Source organism: Streptomyces sp. KL109B (assembly GCF_030766935.1).
GTDB lineage: Bacteria > Actinomycetota > Actinomycetes > Streptomycetales > Streptomycetaceae > Streptomyces.
On sequence record NZ_JASERL010000002.1, the window covers coordinates 420,986 to 437,945 of the forward strand.

Below are 16,960 nucleotides of genomic sequence, written 5' to 3' on the forward strand. Positions count from 1 at the left end.
GGGGTGTTGACGTGTCGGATCTTCTCGCTTTCGTACTGAGCGGGCTCGTGTCGGGGGCGCTGTACGCGCTGCTCGCCACGGGGCTCGTGCTCTCCTACTCGGCCTCCGGGCTCTTCAACTTCGCGCACGGCGCGACCGCTTACCTGTGCGCGCTCGCCTTCTACGAGCTGCACTCCGGCTTCGGCTGGCCCGCCGTGCCGACGGCGCTGCTGCTCGTCCTCGTCGTAGCTCCCCTGCTGGGGTGGGGACTTGACCGGATGATGTTCAGGAAACTGGCGAAGGTCGGCGAGACCGCGCAGATCGTGGCGACGATCGGGCTGCTCGTGGCGCTGCCCGCGCTCGGCCTGTGGATCGTCGAGCTACTGGAAGACGCGGGCGCGCCGGTGAAGCCCGCGGAGAACCAGTTCGGGCTGCCGGGCGTCGGGCCGAGTCCGGCGAAGAACTGGCAGTTGATGGACGGCGTCGGCATCGACTCCGATCAGCTCATCACGTGGGTGACGACCGCCGTCGTCGCGCTCGCGCTGTGGATCGTGCTGCGGCACACGGCACTTGGGCTCAAACTCCGGGCGGCCGTCGACAACCGTTCGCTCGTCGAGCTGCGCGGCATCAGCGCCGACCGGCTTTCGTCGGTGGCGTGGATGCTGTCGTCCGTGCTCGCGGGCCTCGCCGGGGTGCTCGCCACTCCCCTCCTCGGGCTCTCCTCGCACGACTTCACGCTGTTCCTGTTCGTGTCGGCGACGGCGGCCGTGCTCGGCCGGTTCATGTCGATTCCGCTGGCGTTCGCGGGCGGGCTCGGGCTCGGGGTGCTGCAGAACCTGGTCGCGGGGTACGCCACGTTCGCGGAGAAGATCACCGGCTTCCGTACCGCCGTGCCGTTCCTGATCCTGTTCGCCGGTCTGCTGCTGCTCACGCGGCGGCAGCGCACGGCGGGCACCGTGGCGAGCGACGCGCCGCCCGTGGACTATCTGGCGGGCCGTTCGTGGGCCCGCAGATGGGGGCCGTGGGCAATAGCGGCGGTGCTGATGGCGGTCGCGTTCTACACGGTCACCACGCCGTTCTGGAGCGGGATCCTCGCCCAGGGGCTCGCGATCTCGCTGGTGTTCCTGTCGTTCACCGTCGTCACCGGGCTCGGCGCGATGGTGTCGCTTGCGCAGGCCGCGTTCGTGACGGGTGCGGCGCTCGTCGCGGGTCTCTTGATGAGCCACGGGGTGCCGTTCATCTGGGCGGCGCTCGCGGGGACGTGTGCGGCGGCGGTGCTGGGCGCGCTCGTGGCGCTGCCCGCGCTGCGGCTCGGCGGCCGCTCGCTTGCCCTCGCCACGCTCGCGCTCGCCTTCCTCGCGGACCAAGTCCTGTTCCAGTTGGGCTGGTTGCGGAACGGCGACACCGGGTGGGAGATCCCGCGGGCCGTGGCCGGGCCCATCGACCTCGGCGACGACCGGGCGATGGGCGTCGCCATGGTCGTGCTGTGCACGGCGGCCGTCGCGGGCCTGAGCGCGCTGCGGAACTCGCGGGCGGGCCGGGCCATGCTCGCCGTGCGCTCCGCACCCGCCGCCGCGATGGCGTCCGGGGTCTCCGTCATCCGCACGAAGCTGCTGCTGTTCACGGTCTCGGCGGGCCTCGCCGGATTCGGCGGCGTGATGTACGCCTCGTACAACACCCGCATCACCGCGACCGACTTCACGGCGATGACGGGCCTGATCTGGCTCGCCGTCGTGGTCGCGGCGGGTGTGCGGCGGCCGCAGTTCGCGGTGATCGCGGGGCTCAGCTTCGCCGTCGTACCGCATCTCATCAGCGACTACCTGACCGAGTCGGTCCAGCTCCCGGTGATCCTCTTCGGCCTCGCGGGACTCGCGCTCGCCAACGACCCGGACGGCTACTGCGCGGCGATCCCCGCCCGCCGCCACCAACGCAGGACCGCGAAGGCGGACACCGTCGACGACACACCACCGGTGACACCTCCCGAGCCGGACGCCGTGCTCCAACTCGCGGGCGTCCAGGCCGGATACGACGGCGCGCGCGTCCTGACGGGCGTCGACCTCACCGTCCACCCCGGCGAGATCGTGGCACTCCTCGGCCCCAACGGCGCCGGGAAGTCCACCACGTGCAAGGTCGCGGCGGGCCTCATGACACCTCAGCAGGGCCAGGTGTACGTCGCCGGGGAGGCGGCCACCGGCAAGGGCGCGGTGCGCCGGGCGCGGGCCGGGGTGGTGCTCGCGCCGGAGGGGCGCGGCATCTTCCCTTCCCTCACCGTCGAGGAGAACCTCTCCCTCCAACTCCCGGATCAGGCCGACCGGTTGGCGGTGTACGAGCGGTTCTCCGGGCTCGCCGACCGGCGCGACGTCACCGCGGGCTCGCTCTCCGGCGGCGAGCAGCAGCTCCTCGCGCTCGCCGCGCTGCTGCACCGCCCGCCCCGCGTCCTCATCGCCGACGAGCCCTCGCTCGGCCTCGCGCCACGCGTCGCCGACGAGGTGTACCGGCTGCTCGCCGAACTCCGCGACGCCGGAACGGGGTTGCTGCTCGTCGAGGAGAAGGCGTCGGAGATCCTCGGCGTCGCGGACACCGTGGCGTACCTCGCACAAGGCCGTGTCACGTGGTGCGGGCCGCGCGAGAAGGTGGAGGCCGAACGGCTCACGGAGGCGTACCTCGGCATCGCGGCGACCAAGGAGGCCGAGCACTCATGAGGCACGTACTGGAGGCCGAGGACATCGGCGTGCGCTTCGGCGGCATCCGGGCCCTCGACGGGGTCGGGCTGCGGCTCGCGGCCGGCGAGGTGTGCGGGCTCATCGGGCCGAACGGCGCGGGCAAGACGACGTTCTTCGACGTCGTCTCCGGCATCCGCAGGCCGGACGCGGGCCGGGTGCTGCTCGACGGCGCGGACATCACCCGGCGCTCCCCGGTGTGGCGGGCGCGGCACAGGATGCGTCGCACGTTCCAGCGGCAGCAGCTGTTCGGGCAGCTCACCGTCGCCGACAACCTGCTGGTCGCGCAGGAGTGGCGGCGCGGCGGGGCCGACCAGGACCGGTCGGCGAAGCTCCTCGCCGACTGCGGTCTCGACGCGCTCTCCGACACGTACGCGGGGACGCTGCCGGTCGGCCGGGCCCGGATGCTGGAGCTGGCGCGGGCCGCAGCCGACCGGCCGCGCGTGCTGCTGCTCGACGAGCCCGCGTCCGGCATGACGGCCGACGAGCGCGAACTGCTGGCGGCGACGGTGCGGCGGCTCGCCGACGACGGCTGCGCGGTGCTGCTCGTCGAGCACAACGTGGCCTTCGTGATGGAGCTGTGCTCGCGGGTCGTGGTGCTGGATCTGGGCTCGGTGCTCGCCGAGGGGACTCCTGAGGTGATCCGGGCGGATGCGCGGGTACGCGAGGCGTACCTGGGGTCACACACCCCGGCGCAAAGTTCACATACCTGACTGTCATGCTGGTGTCACCCACAGGAATGCACGTACGCCCGTGATCGTTGACCATGGGAGCAACGGCATACCGAATGTGCAGTGCCACCCAATCACCGGACGAAAAAGGATCGACACCTCGTGAGCAAGGTTCCCCCGATCATCCTGAACAACGGCGTCGAGATGCCCCAGCTCGGCTTCGGCGTGTGGCAGGTGCCGGACGACGAGGCGGAGACGGCCGTCGCGACGGCGCTTCAGGCCGGGTACCGCAGCATCGACACCGCCGCGATCTACGGCAACGAGGAGGGCACCGGCAAGGCCATCGCCGCGTCCGGTGTGCCCCGCGACGAGCTGTTCGTCACGACGAAGCTGTGGAACGCCGACCAGGGCTACGACTCCACGCTGCGCGCCTTCGACGCCTCGCTGGAGAAGCTGGGTCTCGACCACGTCGACCTGTACCTGATCCACTGGCCGCTGCCGTCCAAGGGCCTGGCCGTGGACACGTACAAGGCCTTCGAGAAGATCCAGGCGGACGGGCGCGCCAAGTCCATCGGCGTCTCGAACTTCCTGCCCGAGCACCTCGACCGGCTGACCGCCGAGACCTCCGTGATCCCGGCCGTCAACCAGATCGAGCTGCACCCGCACCTCCAGCAGCGCGCCTCCCGCGAGAAGCACGCGGAGCTGGGCATCGCGACCGAGGCCTGGTCGCCGCTCGGCCAGGGCAAGGGCCTCCTGGAGGTCCCGGCCATCGTCGCGATCGCGCAGAAGCACGGCCGCACCCCGGCGCAGGTCGTGCTGCGCTGGCACGTCCAGCTGGGCAATGTGGTGATCCCGAAGTCCGTGACGCCGTCGCGGATCAAGGAGAACATCGACGTGTTCGGCTTCGAGCTCGACACCGAGGACCTCGGCGCGATCTCCGCGCTCAACGAGGACCGGCGCCTGGGCCCGGACCCGGCGACGTTCGACGTGGCGTAACGCGTACGCATACGTGAAGGGGGCCCCGGTCGGGGCCCCCTTTTCGCGTGCCCGGACGGGCTCAGGCCTCCTTGACCGCCAGGTGCACGGTGTGCGCGGTCAGCAGGAACACGTCGTCGCGGCGGTACAGGCTCTGCGGGTCGTCGGGGTCCATCAGGCGCCCGATCGTCGCCATGTCCTCCGGCGACAGGGCCTCGGCGAAGACCTCCAGGCGGCGCTTCCACAGGTCGACGACCGTCTCGCGGGCCTCGCCGGTGAGCGGGGCGGGCAGGTCGAGCAGGAAGCTGCGGCTGGTGGCACCCGACAGGCCGGCGTCCGTCAGGAGCTCCGCCCAGTTCTCGGTGTCCTGCTTGGCACCCGGCAGGTTCGCGCGCATGTCGCCGAACCACTCCTCCTCGATGGCGTCCGCCCGCGCCTGGAGTCCTGGCTTGCCGAGGCCGAAGTCGCGCGGCAGGCAGCGCTGCGGAAGGCCGCCCTCGACGAGCGCGAGGGTGCCGCCGGGCGCGAGCCGCCCCGCGAGCGCGGCGACCGCGGCGCGCTGGTCGCCCACATGGTGCAGGGAGCGGGCCGCCCAGATGAGGTCGGCGTGCGGCAACTCGTCGATGGCGTCGGGGAGTTCGACGCGCAGCGTGCCGGTGCGCTCGGCGAGTCCGTGCTCCGCGAACCGCTCCGTGGCGCGCGCGAGGAGCTTCTCCTCCGGGTCGGCCGCGACGACACGTGCCTCGGGGAAGGCCTCGGCGAGGTGCAGGGACACGGCGCCGGGTCCCGCGCCCGCGTCGACGATCAGGCCGGTGCCGGCGGCGGGGCGGGTGTCGCGGAGCCAGGCGAGGGCCTGGGTGTAGAGGGGCTCGTACACGGAGGCGTTGCGTTCGAGCATGGGGATCATGTCGGCCCAGTCGATGTCGGTGTGGTCGTGCCCACCGTGCTGACCGTGCCCGCCGCCGTGCTGCCCCTGCTGACCGTGCTGTTGTCCGTGCTGGTGGTGACCGTGCGCCATGTCGGTGTCGCCGCCCTTCGTGCCCGTATGTCGTCCGTCGACCCTCAGAGTGCGCGGACGACATACGGGCGGGCAAGCTACCTTGCCGGGTCGGCAAATTCCGACCGGGGCGGCAGGGCTACAGCGCCGGGTAGGCGTTCTTCATGAGCTCCTGGAACTGGGCGGAGAACCACTTCCCGGACAGCGGGGCGTTCGGCAGCGCCCCGGACATGTTGTTGTTGTTCCGCGGGTTGCCGGTGTACGTCGGGTCGCACATGCGGTCGAAGCCCTTGCCCTCGTCGTTGTCGATGGCGGTGCTCGACCCGTCCGACTCGCCCGGCGGCTTCATCCACACGTAGGCGTCGATCCCGGTCGCCGGGTTGGCCTGCGGCCGCTCACCGAGGCCCGCCCCGGACTGGTTGCACCAGTTGCCGAGGTGGATGCGGCGGTCGTAGCGGCCGCCGTCCACGTACGTGTCGACCGTGGTCTTGGCGCCGGGACCGGTCGGCCGCGCCGCGCCGCCCCAGCCGTTGCGGGAGGTGTCGATCAGCATGCCGAGGTTCTGGTCGAAGCCGAGCGAGACCAGCTTGGTCCGCATGGCCTGCGCGTACGACAGCTCGTCGGTGTAGCGGTTCCAGTCGACCCACTTGGACTGGCGCACGGAGGTCCCGTTGACCGAGTCCTCGATCTTGAAGTTGTCCTCCTTCAGGGCGCTGTAGTTGGCGGTGTTCACGATGAAGCCGGTGACGTCGGAGAGCTTGGCGCCGTTGCTGGACGCGGTGGACTTGAAGAGTTCGGCGGAGGCGCCGAAGTTGTCGTCCCAGCCGAGCCAGCCGTGGTGGCCGGCGTCGATGTAGTTGTAGACGTTGGCGATGTCACCGAGCTTGTCGAGGGCGTAGCCGACGCCCTTCTGGTAGTTGCCGTTCGCCTTCATGGTGTCGCAGTTGGGCGTGGCGGTCGGGCGTCCGGAGACGTTGGTGACGAGGTTGGGCAGCGAGTCGATCTCGATCGTGGTGGCGATGCGCAGGCCCGCGTACTTGGGGTCGGCGAGGATCTTCGCGATCGGGTCGATGAACTGCGTCTTGTACTTGTCGATCTCCGTCGGGCCGAGCTCGCCGTTGGAGGCGAGGGCGGCGCAGTCACGGCCCGGCAGGTCGTAGATGACGAGCTGGACGACCTCTTCGCCGCTGCCCTTCTGGGCGAGCGCCGCGTCGAGGTGGTCGCGCAGGCCCATGCCGTCGCCGACACCCTCGATGGCCGCGATCCGGTCGAGCCACACACCGGTGGGCTGGTTGGCGATCCGGCTGCCGCCGGTCTCCGCCTTGGCCTTCGCGGACCACTCCGGGTTCACGTACACCTTGGCGCCGGCGTACGGGTTGTCGACGCGGGTGCCGGGGTCGGTCGGCGGGTCGGTCGGGTCCGTGGGCGGGTCGGTCGGGTCCGTGGAGCCCTCGTTGCAGGTGACGCCGTTCAGCTTGAACGTGGTGGGCGCGGCGTTGCTGCCGCTGTACGTGGCGTTGAAGCCGAAGGAGGTGGAGGCGCCGGTGCCGAGGCTGCCGTTGTACGAGAGGCTCTTGGCGGTGACGGCGGCCCCGGACTGGGTGATCGTGGCGTTCCAGCCGGAACTGACCTTCTGGTTGCCCGCGTAGGACCAGGTGACGTCCCAACTGTTCACGGCAGCGCCGTTGTTGGTGACGGTGACGTTGGTGGTGAAGCCGCTGCCCCAGTCGTTCTGCACCTTGTAGTCGACGCTGCACGCGGGGGCGGCGGCAGCGGCGGGCAGGGCGACGGCGGCGCCGGCCAGACAGCCGGCCCCGGTGAGGGCGAGGGCGGCGAGCGCGGCGGTGCCGGCTCTGGATCTCGATCTGATGCGGCTACTGGTATTGCTCATGGTGTGCGGTGTCCCTTTCAACCGTTGTTCAACTGTTGAGTGATTTCAGGTGGTCACGGAGCCCGACCCCGAAGTTGGTCGGCGTGCCGTCGTAGTTGCTGATCAGGGAGGGACCGGAGGAGCAGTCCCAGGTGTTCCAGGTCCAGCCGAGGTAGGAGAGCTTGCGGTCGTCGAACCACTTCATGACCCGGTCGATGAACGCGTGGGAGCAGGTGTTCTCCCCGATCTCCCCCGCCACCAGCGGCACCTGCTGGGCCACCGGCGCGAGCTGCTCGTCCCAGCAGGCCTCGCTGGAACAGGTGTTGAAGTTGTAGACGTGCCAGGCCGCGGCGACATTGCCCGCCGGGTCCGACGGCTTGTGGGCGAGCCACTGCCGCAGGTCGTTGGAGTACGCGAGGCCGCCCGCCAGGATCAGGTTCTGGGCACCCGCCGCGCGTACGGCGTCCACGAGGTCCTGCATGCCGGCGACCTCGTAGCCGATACCGGGGCACGTACCGCCGTCCTTCCAGCAGGCCCAGGCCTCGGACAGGGTGGAGGTGGCGCGGTCCGGGTACGGCTCGTTGAACAGGTCGAGGACGACCTCCGGTTGACTCTTGAAGGTGCTGGCGACCGACGACCAGAAGCTGGGCGCGTACTTGGCGTCCGGCATCGGCTTCTGGCAGCTGGCGTGCACGTCGGAGCAGCCCGCCGAGTTCCCGGTGTACTGGCCGTACGACCAGTGCATCTCCAGGATCGGCGTCATGCCGTGTGCCTTGACGCGGTCGACCAACTGCTTGATGGCGGACTGGTAGTTGGCGCCTCCGTACTCGGGTTTGATGTTGTCGAGGCCGAGCCAGCACTCCTCGTTGAGCGGGATGCGGACGGCGTTGGACTTCCAGTCGGCGATCGCCTTGATCGCCGCGTCGTCGACGGGGCCGTCGAAGATTCCATAGCCCTGTACGCACATGAACTCGGCGCCGGAGCGGTTCACGCCGAGGATGCGCCGGGTGGCGCCGGCGGAGTCGACGAGCTTGTTTCCGGACACCTTCAGGGCGGGGGCGCCGGTGTCGGGCGGATCGGTGGGATCGGTCGGGTCGGTGGGGTCGGTCGGGTCCGTGTCCTCGTTGCAGGTGACGCCGTTCAGCTTGAACGCCGTGGGCACGGTGTTGGCGCCCGACCAGGAGCCGATGAACCCTGCGGACACGGACGCGCCCGCGCCGAGCGCACCGTTCCAGGCCTCATTGTTCGCGGTCACGGTCTTTCCGGACTGGGACCACTTGGCGCTCCAGCCCTGGGTGACCTTCTGGCCGTCGGCGAAGTCGAAGGACAGGCTCCAACTGTCCTTCGCCGCGCCGTTGTTGGTGACCTTGACGGCGCCCTGGAAGCCGCCGCTCCACTGCCCGGTCACGGAGTACTCGACCGTGCAGGCGGGCGTGGCGGCGGCCGCGGGCGCGGCGGCGGTCAGGGGGATCAGCGTGGCCGCCGAGACGGCGCACGCCACGAGTAACGCACTGTGCGGGGGGTGTCGCATGAGCGAGTCCTTGCAGCTCGGGCACGCACGGCCGGGGCCGGCGCGTCGACTGATGGAATCGCTCCCACTGGTTGCTGGTGGACTGTAGAGAAGGAACGGCCGTCAAGCAACAGAGGCGTTCCGAATTTCTACTGTCGAAATAATTCGACTCTTCAAGCCTCTTGACCCCCTTTCCCCCCAGCCTCATCTTGGGAGCGCTCCCACTGGTTCACAGGTTGTCCGTGCCACAAGGAGGAACCCCCCATGCCCAAGAGACCGGCCCGGCGGTTGTGGACCGCTGTTGCGGCCGCCCTGGCACTACCGCTCGCCACCCTCGCCGCACTCCCAACGACCGCTCAGGCGGCCGGAGTTGAGTGCACTGTCGACTACAAGACGAACGACTGGGGCTCCGGCTTCACGGCCGACCTGACGATCACCAACCGCGGCTCCGCGGCGATCGACGGCTGGACCCTGACCTACGCGTACGCCGGTGACCAGAAACTGTCCAACGGCTGGAACGGCGTCTGGTCGCAGTCCGGAAAGAACATCACCGTGAAGGACGCCGGTTACAACGGAAAGATCGCGGCCGGCGCCGCGACGTCCACCGGCGCGCAATTCTCTTACAGTGGCTCGAATTCGGCGCCCACCAATTTCGCGATCAACGGCACTTCGTGCGTGGGCGCGCATCAGCCCCCGATCACGGTGCTCACCAGCCCGAAGGCGGGCGCGGTCTACTCGGCGGGCGACGCGGTCCCGCTGGCGGCGACCGCAGCCGCGGCCGACGGCGCGAGCGTCGACAAGGTCGAGTTCTACGACGACACGACGCTGCTCGGCACGGACACGACGGCGCCGTACTCCCTGAGCACGGACTCCCTCAAGGCGGGCGCCCACTCGTTGTACGCGAAGGCGACCGACAGCAAGGGCGCCACCGGCGAGTCGACGCCGGTCGGCATCACGGTCGCGGCGGGCGCCGCCGTCGTCGCGAGCCCGAGCCAACTCGGCGTCCAGCAGGGCAAGTCGGGCACGTTCGACGTGAAGCTGTCGACGCAGCCGAGCGCGAACGTCACCGTCTCCGTGGCCCGCACGAGCGGAAACACGGGCCTGTCGATCTCGTCCGGCGCGAGCCTGACCTTCACCCCGTCGAACTGGAACACGGCGCAGAAGGTGACGGTGGCCGCCGACTCCTCCGGCACCGGCGCCGCCACGTTCACGGCCTCCGCGGCCGGACACACCAAGGCCGAGGTCACGGTCACACAGCTGGCCGCGTCCAAGGAGTACGACGCCCGCTTCCTCGACCTCTACGGCAAGATCACCAACCCGGCGAACGGCTACTTCTCGCCGGAGGGCATCCCGTACCACTCGGTCGAGACACTGATCGTCGAGGCCCCCGACCACGGCCACGAGACGACGTCGGAGGCGTACTCGTACCTGCTGTGGCTTCAGGCCATGTACGGGAAGGTGAGCGGCGACTGGTCCAAGTTCAACGGCGCGTGGGAGATCATGGAGAAGTACATGATCCCGACGCACGCGGACCAGCCCACGAACTCCGCGTACAACGCGTCGAAGCCGGCCACGTACGCCCCCGAGCACGACCTGCCGTCCCAGTACCCGGCCAAGCTCGACTCGACGGTCTCCGTCGGCTCCGACCCGATCGCGGGCGAGCTGAAGTCCGCGTACGGCACGGACGACATCTACGGCATGCACTGGCTCCAGGACGTCGACAACGTCTACGGCTACGGCAACGAGCCGGGCAAGTGCGAGGCCGGCCCGACGGCGACGGGCCCGTCCTACATCAACACGTTCCAGCGCGGCGCGCAGGAGTCGGTGTGGGAGACGGTGCCGCAGCCGACCTGCGACGCCTTCAAGTACGGCGGAAAGAACGGGTACTTGGACCTGTTCACGGGTGACTCGTCCTACGCCAAGCAGTGGAAGTTCACCAACGCGCCGGACGCCGACGCGCGGGCCGTGCAGGCCGCGTACTGGGCGGACGTGTGGGCCAAGGAACAGGGCAAGGGCTCGCAGGTGTCGGCGACGGTCGGCAAGGCCGCGAAGATGGGCGACTATCTGCGGTACTCGATGTACGACAAGTACTTCAAGAAAATCGGCAACTGCACCTCGACGAGCTGCCCCGCCGGTTCCGGCAAGGACTCCTCGCACTACCTGATGTCCTGGTACTACGCGTGGGGCGGCGCCGCCGACACCTCGGCGGGCTGGGCCTGGCGCATCGGTTCGAGCCACACGCACGGCGGCTACCAGAACCCGCTCGCCGCGTACGCGCTCTCCTCGTACGCCGACCTGAAGCCCAAGTCGGCTACAGGACAAGCGGATTGGGCCAAGTCGCTGGACCGGCAGCTGGAGTTCTACCGCTGGCTGCAGTCCGACGAAGGCGCCATCGCGGGCGGCGCGACGAACAGCTGGGGCGGCAGCTACGGCACCCCACCGTCCGGCACACCCACCTTCTACGGCATGGCGTACGACGAGAAGCCGGTCTACCACGACCCGCCGTCCAACCAGTGGTTCGGCTTCCAGGCGTGGTCGATGGAGCGCGTCGCCGAGTACTACCAGCAGACGGGTGACGCCGACGCCAAGGCGGTCCTGGACAAGTGGGTCGACTGGGCCCTGTCCAAGACGACCGTCAACCCCGACGGCACGTTCCGGATCCCCTCCACCCTCCAGTGGTCGGGCAAGCCGGACACCTGGAACGCCTCAAGTCCCGGCGCCAACACGGGACTTCACGTCACGGTCGCCGACTACACGAACGACGTGGGTGTGGCAGCGGCGTACGCCAAGACCCTGACGTACTACGCCGACAAGTCCGGCGACGCGCAGGCCAAGTCGACGGCGAAGGCGCTCCTCGACGGCATGTGGAAGAACAACCAGGACGCGCTGGGCATCGCGGTGCCCGAGACCCGCGCCGACTACAGCCGCTTCAAGGACTCGGTGTACGTGCCGAGCGGCTGGACCGGCACCATGCCGAACGGCGACAAGATCGACTCCTCGTCCACCTTCACCTCGCTCCGCTCCTTCTACAAGAACGACCCCAACTGGTCGAAGATCGAGGCCTATTTGGCGGGCGGCGCGGCGCCCACCTTCACGTACCACCGGTTCTGGGCCCAGGCGGACATCGCGCTCGCCATGGGTTCGTACGCGGAGCTGCTCGAATAACGCCCCGCTGACAGCGGCTCCGCGTGACACCGGGCCGGGTGGGCCTCTCCTCTCCGAGGGCCGCCCGGCCCGTACCCCTGTCCACACCCCACCCCCGACCCCTGGGAACGACACATGCGCTTACGAAGACCACGTACGCGGCTGCTCGCGGCGGCCGTACTCGCCCTGGCCGCGGGCCTGTTGACGCCCGCCAACGCGCACGCCGCGCCGGCCGTGACCGCCGACACGTACACCTGGAAGAACGCCCGGATCGACGGCGGCGGGTTCGTCCCCGGCATCGTCTTCAACCGCTCGGAGAAGAACCTCGCGTACGCGCGCACCGACATCGGCGGCGCCTACCGCTGGGAGCAGGGCACCAAGTCCTGGACGCCGCTCCTCGACTCGGTCGGCTGGGACGACTGGGGGCACACGGGCGTCGCCTCGCTCGCCACGGACTCCGTCGACCCGGACAGGGTGTACGCGGCCGTCGGCACGTACACGAACGACTGGGACCCCGGAAAGGGCGCCGTCCTGCGCTCGTCGGACCGGGGCGCGACGTGGAAGAAGACCGACCTGCCCTTCAAGCTCGGCGGCAACATGCCGGGCCGCGGCATGGGCGAGCGCCTCGCCATCGATCCGCACGACAACAAGGTCCTCTACTTCGGCGCCCCCAGCGGCAAGGGCCTGTGGCGCTCGACCGACTCGGGCGCGACATGGTCCGAGGTGACCTCCTTCCCGAACGCCGGCACCTACGTGCCCGACCCGTCCGACACCTCCGGCTACTCCTCCGACAAGGCGGGCGTGGTGTGGGTGACGTTCGACGAGTCGACGGCCACCGGCACCGACCGTACGAAGAGCATCTACGTCGGGGTGGCCGACAAGGAGAACTCCATCTACCGCTCGACGGACGCGGGCGCGACATGGGAGCGGGTCGCGGGCGGCCAGCCCACCGGCTTCGTCCCGCACAAGGGTGTCCTGGACGCGGAGAACGGCTATCTGTACGTGGCGTACAGCGACACCGGCGGCCCGTACGACGGCGGCAAGGGCCAGGTATGGCGGTACGCGACGAAGACGGGCGAGTGGAAGAACATCAGCCCGGCGACCGACGCGGACACCTACTTCGGCTACAGCGGACTCACCCTCGACCGCCAGCACCCCGGCACGGTCATGGTGTCCGGCTACAGCTCCTGGTGGCCCGACACACTGATCTTCCGCTCGAAGGACAGCGGCGGCACGTGGACGAAGGCGTGGGACTACTCCTCGTACCCGAACCGCGAGAACCGCTACACCATGGATGTCTCGTCGTCGCCCTGGCTGACCTGGGGCGGAAACCCGACACCTCCCGAGCAGGCGCCAAAGCTGGGCTGGATGACGGAGGCGCTGGAGATCGACCCGTTCGACTCGAACCGGATGATGTACGGGACGGGCGCGACGATCTACGGAACGGAGGACCTGGGCAAGTGGGACACGGGCGAGAAGTTCACGATCACCCCCATGGTGAAGGGACTTGAGGAGACGGCCGTCAACGACCTCGCCTCCCCTCCGACCGGCGCCCCGCTGCTGAGCGCGCTCGGCGATGTCGGCGGCTTCCGCCACACGGACCTCACCAAGGTCCCGTCGATGATGTTCACCTCCCCCAACTTCACGACCTCCACCAGCCTCGACTTCGCCGAGTCCAAGCCGGACGTGGTGGTTCGCTCCGGCAACATCGACTCGGGCGCCCACGTCGCCCTCTCCAACGACAACGGCGCCAACTGGCATGCGGCGGGCGCCGATCCGTCCGGTGTCACGGGCGGTGGCACGGTGGCGGTGTCGGCGGACGGCGGCCGGGTGGTGTGGAGCCCGGAGGGCGGCGCGGACGTGCAGACCGGGACGGGCGGGGCCTGGACGGCGTCGAAGGGTGTCCCGGCGGGCGCGGTCGTGGAGTCCGACCGCAAGGACCCGTCGGTGTTCTACGCCTTCAAGTCCGGGACTTTCTACGTCAGTTCGGACGGCGGCGCCACCTTCACGGCGAAGGCGTCCACCGGCCTCCCGACGGACGGCCCCGTCCGCTTCAAGGCGGTGCCCGGCGCCAAGGGTGACATCTGGCTCGCGGGTGGCTCGACGCAGGGCGCGTACGGCCTGTGGCACTCGAAGGACGGCGGCGCCACGTTCACGAAGGTGCCGGGGGTGGACCAGGCGGACACCATCGGCTTCGGCAAGGCGGCGCCCGACGCCACGTACCAGACCCTCTTCACGAGCGCGAAGATCGGCGGTGTGCGAGGCATCTTCCGCTCGACGGACGCGGGTGTGTCGTGGACCCGCGTCAACGACGATGCCCACCAGTGGGGTTGGACGGGCGCGGCGATCACGGGTGACCCGAGGGTGTACGGGCGGGTGTACGTGTCGACGAACGGGCGTGGTGTCATCTACGGCGACACGGCGGGCGGCGGCACGGACCCGGGACCGGACCCTGAGCCGGTGGGTGGCTGCGCCGTCACGTACAAAGTCACCAACGAGTGGCCGGACGGCTTCCAGGCGGACGTGACACTGAAGAACACGGGTACGTCGGCGTGGACCGGCTGGTCGCTGGGCTGGTCCTTCGGGGACGGCCAGAAGGTGTCCCAGGCGTGGAACGCGCAGGTGTCCCAGTCGGGCACGTCGGTGACGGCGAAGAACGTCGACTGGAACGGGAAGGTGGCATCCGGCGGTTCGGTGTCGTTCGGCTTCACGGGTTCGCGGGAGGGAACCACGAATGCGAAACCGACGGCGTTCAAGCTGGGTGACCAGAGCTGCGCGTTGAACTGACCGCTCTCGGTCAGGACGGGCGCTGAGCGGACTTGTAGGCGGCGATGAGTTCCGCCAGTTCCTCGCGCAACGCCGCCAGGATCCCGGGCTGTTCGGGGCCCGCCGGGTCGAGCAGGTGGATGTCGGTGCCGGGGTGCCGACGGAAGCCGGCGTGCTCCCACATCGCCGCGATCCTGGCGGTCGCGTCCTCCCACTGCTCGGGGCCGACCCGGGCGTTCCCCTCGGGCCGCTCCGTCATCGCGGGCCTGTCCGAGGCGGTGGCCCACTTGTGCCGCCGCTGCCGCTCCGCCACCGAGACCGTCCACTCGAATTGGCGCCTACCGGCCACGGCGCGAACGCCCCGTGGCCGGCGGCCCGTCCCGGAGACCTACGGAGTGGTGATGGTCGGCCGCGGCGCCGTCGCCATCTTGTTGCCGATGAAGAAGCTGGGGTGCGGCGGCTGGTTGTACGCGGTGTTCTGCCAGGCCAGACCCGTGCGGTACATGGTGTCGTGCAGGAGTGTGGTGATGCGGGTCGACGTCTGGACGGGCGTCGAGTAGATCCGCAGGGCTGTGTTGTTGGTGGTCGGCCAGACGACCTCCTCGCGCCAGTCACCGAGGATGTCTCCGGAGAGGGACGGTGTGGCCTTGGTGCCGTTGTTGGAGTGGACGCCGGACCCGGTCAGGAGGCGGGTGTCGGAGGACGTGCCGTACTTGTCGATGTGGGTGCCGTCGAGGAGTTCACGGGTGGTGTCTCCGTCCCACCAGGACAGGAAGTTGGTGGAGGACGGCTTGCGGCCCTTCGTCGCGCCCGCCTCGTCGCGGATCGAGGAGTCGGAGGACGACCATGCCTCGGCGCCGTCGTTGCCCGAGTAGATGTCCCCGGCGACGCCGCGGCCGTTGTCGCAGCAGGCGGCGAGCTTCCACTTCACGGCGCCGTTGGCGGGGTTGATGTAGAGCGCGGCGGGCTGCGACGTGGACTCGGAGACCTTGTAGTACTCCAGGCCGGAGGAGGACGGGTCGAGGTCGCCGAGGTGCTGCGCGTCACCGTGCCCGGTCTTCGTCGTCCACAGCCCGTTGCCGTTGTCGTCGACGGCCATCGCGCCGTAGACGATCTCGTCCTTGCCGTCGTTGTCGACGTCTCCGACGGAGAGGCTGTGCGAGCCCTGACCGTCGTACCCCTTACCGGAGTTGGTGGAGGAGTTGGTGTCGAAGGTCCAACGGCGCGTGAACTTGCCGTCGCGCCAGTCCCAGGCGGCGATGACGCTGCGCGTGTAGTAGCCGCGCGCCATGATGAGCGAGGGCCGGGCGCCGTCGAGGTACGCCGTGCCCGCGAGGAAGCGATCGACCCTGTTCCCGTACGAGTCTCCCCACGACGACACCGTGCCGCGCCCGGGAACGTAGTCGACGGAGCTCATGGCGGCGCCGGTCTGCCCGTTGAACATGGTGAGGTACTCGGGCCCGGAGAGTACGTATCCGCTCGAATTCCGGTAATCGGCCGACGAGTTGCCGATGACGGTTCCCTTACCGTCCTTCGTCCCGTCGGAGGTCTTCATGGCGACCTCGGCCTTGCCGTCGCCGTCGTAGTCGTACGCCTGGAACTGGGTGTAGTGGGCGCCCGAGCGGATGTTGCGGCCGAGGTCGATCCGCCACATCCGCGTCCCGTCGAGCTTGACGGCGTCGACGTACGTGTTGCCGGTGTAGCCGGACTGCGAGTTGTCCTTGGCGTTGGTGGGCTGCCACTTGAGGACGAATTCGAGGACGCCGTCGCCGTCGAGGTCCGCCACGGAGGCGTCGTTGGCCTCGTAGGTGTAGGCGACGCCGTCCGGTGTCGTGCCGCCCGCGGGCGGGGAGATCGGTACGTCCTTGTAACCGGACCGGAACTGGATGGCGTGCGGCGAGTCGGCCTGCTCGACGCCGTTCACGACGGCGCGGACCGTGTAGTCGGCGGAGTTGGGCGCGCCCTCGTGGAAGTAGTTCGTGGAGCCGGTGATGGGCGTCGAGTTGACCTTCGTGCCGGCGCGGTAGACGTTGAACGCCACGTTGTCCGGGTCGGTGCCGAGCCACCGCCAGCTGACCAGGTTCCCCGTGCCGGTGTAGACGCTGACAAGGCCGCGGTCGAGGGCTTCGGCCTGGCGGGCGGTGGCGGCGGAGGCGTTGTCGGAGGGCAGGAACGTGAGCGCGGTTCCGGCGAGGGCGGCGGCCGTGGCGGCGGCGAGCAGCAGACTGCGGCGTCTGCGGTGGGGTCTTTGGTACGGCGGGCGGGGGCGGGACCGGGACATCGGCGCTCCTGGGGGTGTGGGTCGGCGGGTGCGGTCGTGTGCGTTCC

10 protein-coding genes are annotated in these 16,960 nt (G+C 69.6%); 5 read left to right on the top strand and 5 right to left on the bottom strand.

All coding sequences use genetic code 11. The features are described 5' to 3' along the window. Positions 1-11 precede the first annotated feature (11 nt). The 3 genes from RBJ65_RS07705 (at position 12) to RBJ65_RS07715 (ending at position 4,366) form a co-directional block, all read left to right on the top strand. Entirely contained in the window at positions 12-2,681 is a 2,670-nt protein-coding gene (locus RBJ65_RS07705) for an ATP-binding cassette domain-containing protein (RefSeq protein WP_306316406.1), read from the top strand. Continuing rightward, positions 2,678-3,412, top strand: coding sequence for an ABC transporter ATP-binding protein (locus RBJ65_RS07710; RefSeq protein ID WP_306316405.1), 735 nt, complete (start codon positions 2,678-2,680; stop codon positions 3,410-3,412). The genes RBJ65_RS07705 and RBJ65_RS07710 overlap by 4 nt, the downstream gene beginning before the upstream one ends. A gap of 162 nt (positions 3,413-3,574) precedes the next feature. Continuing rightward, the gene (locus RBJ65_RS07715) at positions 3,575-4,366 is read left to right on the top strand and encodes an aldo/keto reductase (RefSeq protein ID WP_306316708.1); all 792 of its coding nucleotides are present in this window, start codon (positions 3,575-3,577) and stop codon (positions 4,364-4,366) included. 61 nt (positions 4,367-4,427) lie between these two features. Here RBJ65_RS07715 and RBJ65_RS07720 read toward each other — a convergent pair whose 3' ends face one another. The 3 genes from RBJ65_RS07720 to RBJ65_RS07730 form a co-directional block, all read right to left on the bottom strand. Then, entirely contained in the window at positions 4,428-5,363 is a 936-nt protein-coding gene (locus RBJ65_RS07720; RefSeq protein WP_306316404.1) for a trans-aconitate 2-methyltransferase, read from the bottom strand. Positions 5,364-5,481: 118 nt separating this feature from the next. Beyond that, positions 5,482-7,233, bottom strand: coding sequence for a glycoside hydrolase family 6 protein (locus tag RBJ65_RS07725; protein ID WP_306316403.1), 1,752 nt, complete (start codon positions 7,231-7,233; stop codon positions 5,482-5,484). 28 nt (positions 7,234-7,261) lie between these two features. Continuing rightward, positions 7,262-8,743 (bottom strand): cellulase family glycosylhydrolase, encoded by a 1,482-nt coding sequence (locus RBJ65_RS07730; protein WP_306316402.1) that lies wholly within the window; start codon positions 8,741-8,743, stop codon positions 7,262-7,264. 243 nt (positions 8,744-8,986) lie between these two features. On the opposite strand from RBJ65_RS07730, the gene RBJ65_RS07735 reads away from it, so the two are divergent. Continuing rightward, positions 8,987-11,887, top strand: a complete 2,901-nt coding sequence (locus RBJ65_RS07735) for a glycoside hydrolase family 48 protein (protein WP_306316401.1) — start codon at positions 8,987-8,989, stop codon at positions 11,885-11,887. A 114-nt stretch (positions 11,888-12,001) separates the two neighbouring features. Beyond that, on the top strand, positions 12,002-14,653 hold the full coding sequence (locus tag RBJ65_RS07740) for a cellulose binding domain-containing protein (RefSeq protein WP_306316400.1): 2,652 nt from the start codon (positions 12,002-12,004) through the stop codon (positions 14,651-14,653). 10 nt (positions 14,654-14,663) lie between these two features. Here the strand turns inward: RBJ65_RS07740 and RBJ65_RS07745 are convergent, their stop codons facing one another. Together RBJ65_RS07745 and RBJ65_RS07750 are read right to left on the bottom strand one after the other, a co-directional pair. Continuing rightward, positions 14,664-14,981: a hypothetical protein gene (locus RBJ65_RS07745; protein ID WP_306316399.1), complete on the bottom strand. Its 318-nt coding sequence runs from the start codon at positions 14,979-14,981 to the stop codon at positions 14,664-14,666. A gap of 39 nt (positions 14,982-15,020) precedes the next feature. After that, a complete protein-coding gene (locus tag RBJ65_RS07750) occupies positions 15,021-16,913 on the bottom strand; it encodes a rhamnogalacturonan lyase (RefSeq protein WP_306316398.1) in 1,893 nt (630 codons plus the stop codon). Positions 16,914-16,960 lie beyond the last annotated feature (47 nt).

Coding starts and splice junctions, on each gene's coding strand:
- RBJ65_RS07730 (WP_306316402.1), bottom strand. CDS start 8,743: ATGCGACACCCCCCGCACAGTGCGTTACTCGTGGCGTGCGCCGTCTCG.
- RBJ65_RS07725 (WP_306316403.1), bottom strand. CDS start 7,233: ATGAGCAATACCAGTAGCCGCATCAGATCGAGATCCAGAGCCGGCACC.
- RBJ65_RS07715 (WP_306316708.1), top strand. CDS start 3,575: ATGCCCCAGCTCGGCTTCGGCGTGTGGCAGGTGCCGGACGACGAGGCG.
- RBJ65_RS07750 (WP_306316398.1), bottom strand. CDS start 16,913: ATGTCCCGGTCCCGCCCCCGCCCGCCGTACCAAAGACCCCACCGCAGA.
- RBJ65_RS07710 (WP_306316405.1), top strand. CDS start 2,678: ATGAGGCACGTACTGGAGGCCGAGGACATCGGCGTGCGCTTCGGCGGC.
- RBJ65_RS07740 (WP_306316400.1), top strand. CDS start 12,002: ATGCGCTTACGAAGACCACGTACGCGGCTGCTCGCGGCGGCCGTACTC.
- RBJ65_RS07720 (WP_306316404.1), bottom strand. CDS start 5,363: ATGGCGCACGGTCACCACCAGCACGGACAACAGCACGGTCAGCAGGGG.
- RBJ65_RS07735 (WP_306316401.1), top strand. CDS start 8,987: ATGCCCAAGAGACCGGCCCGGCGGTTGTGGACCGCTGTTGCGGCCGCC.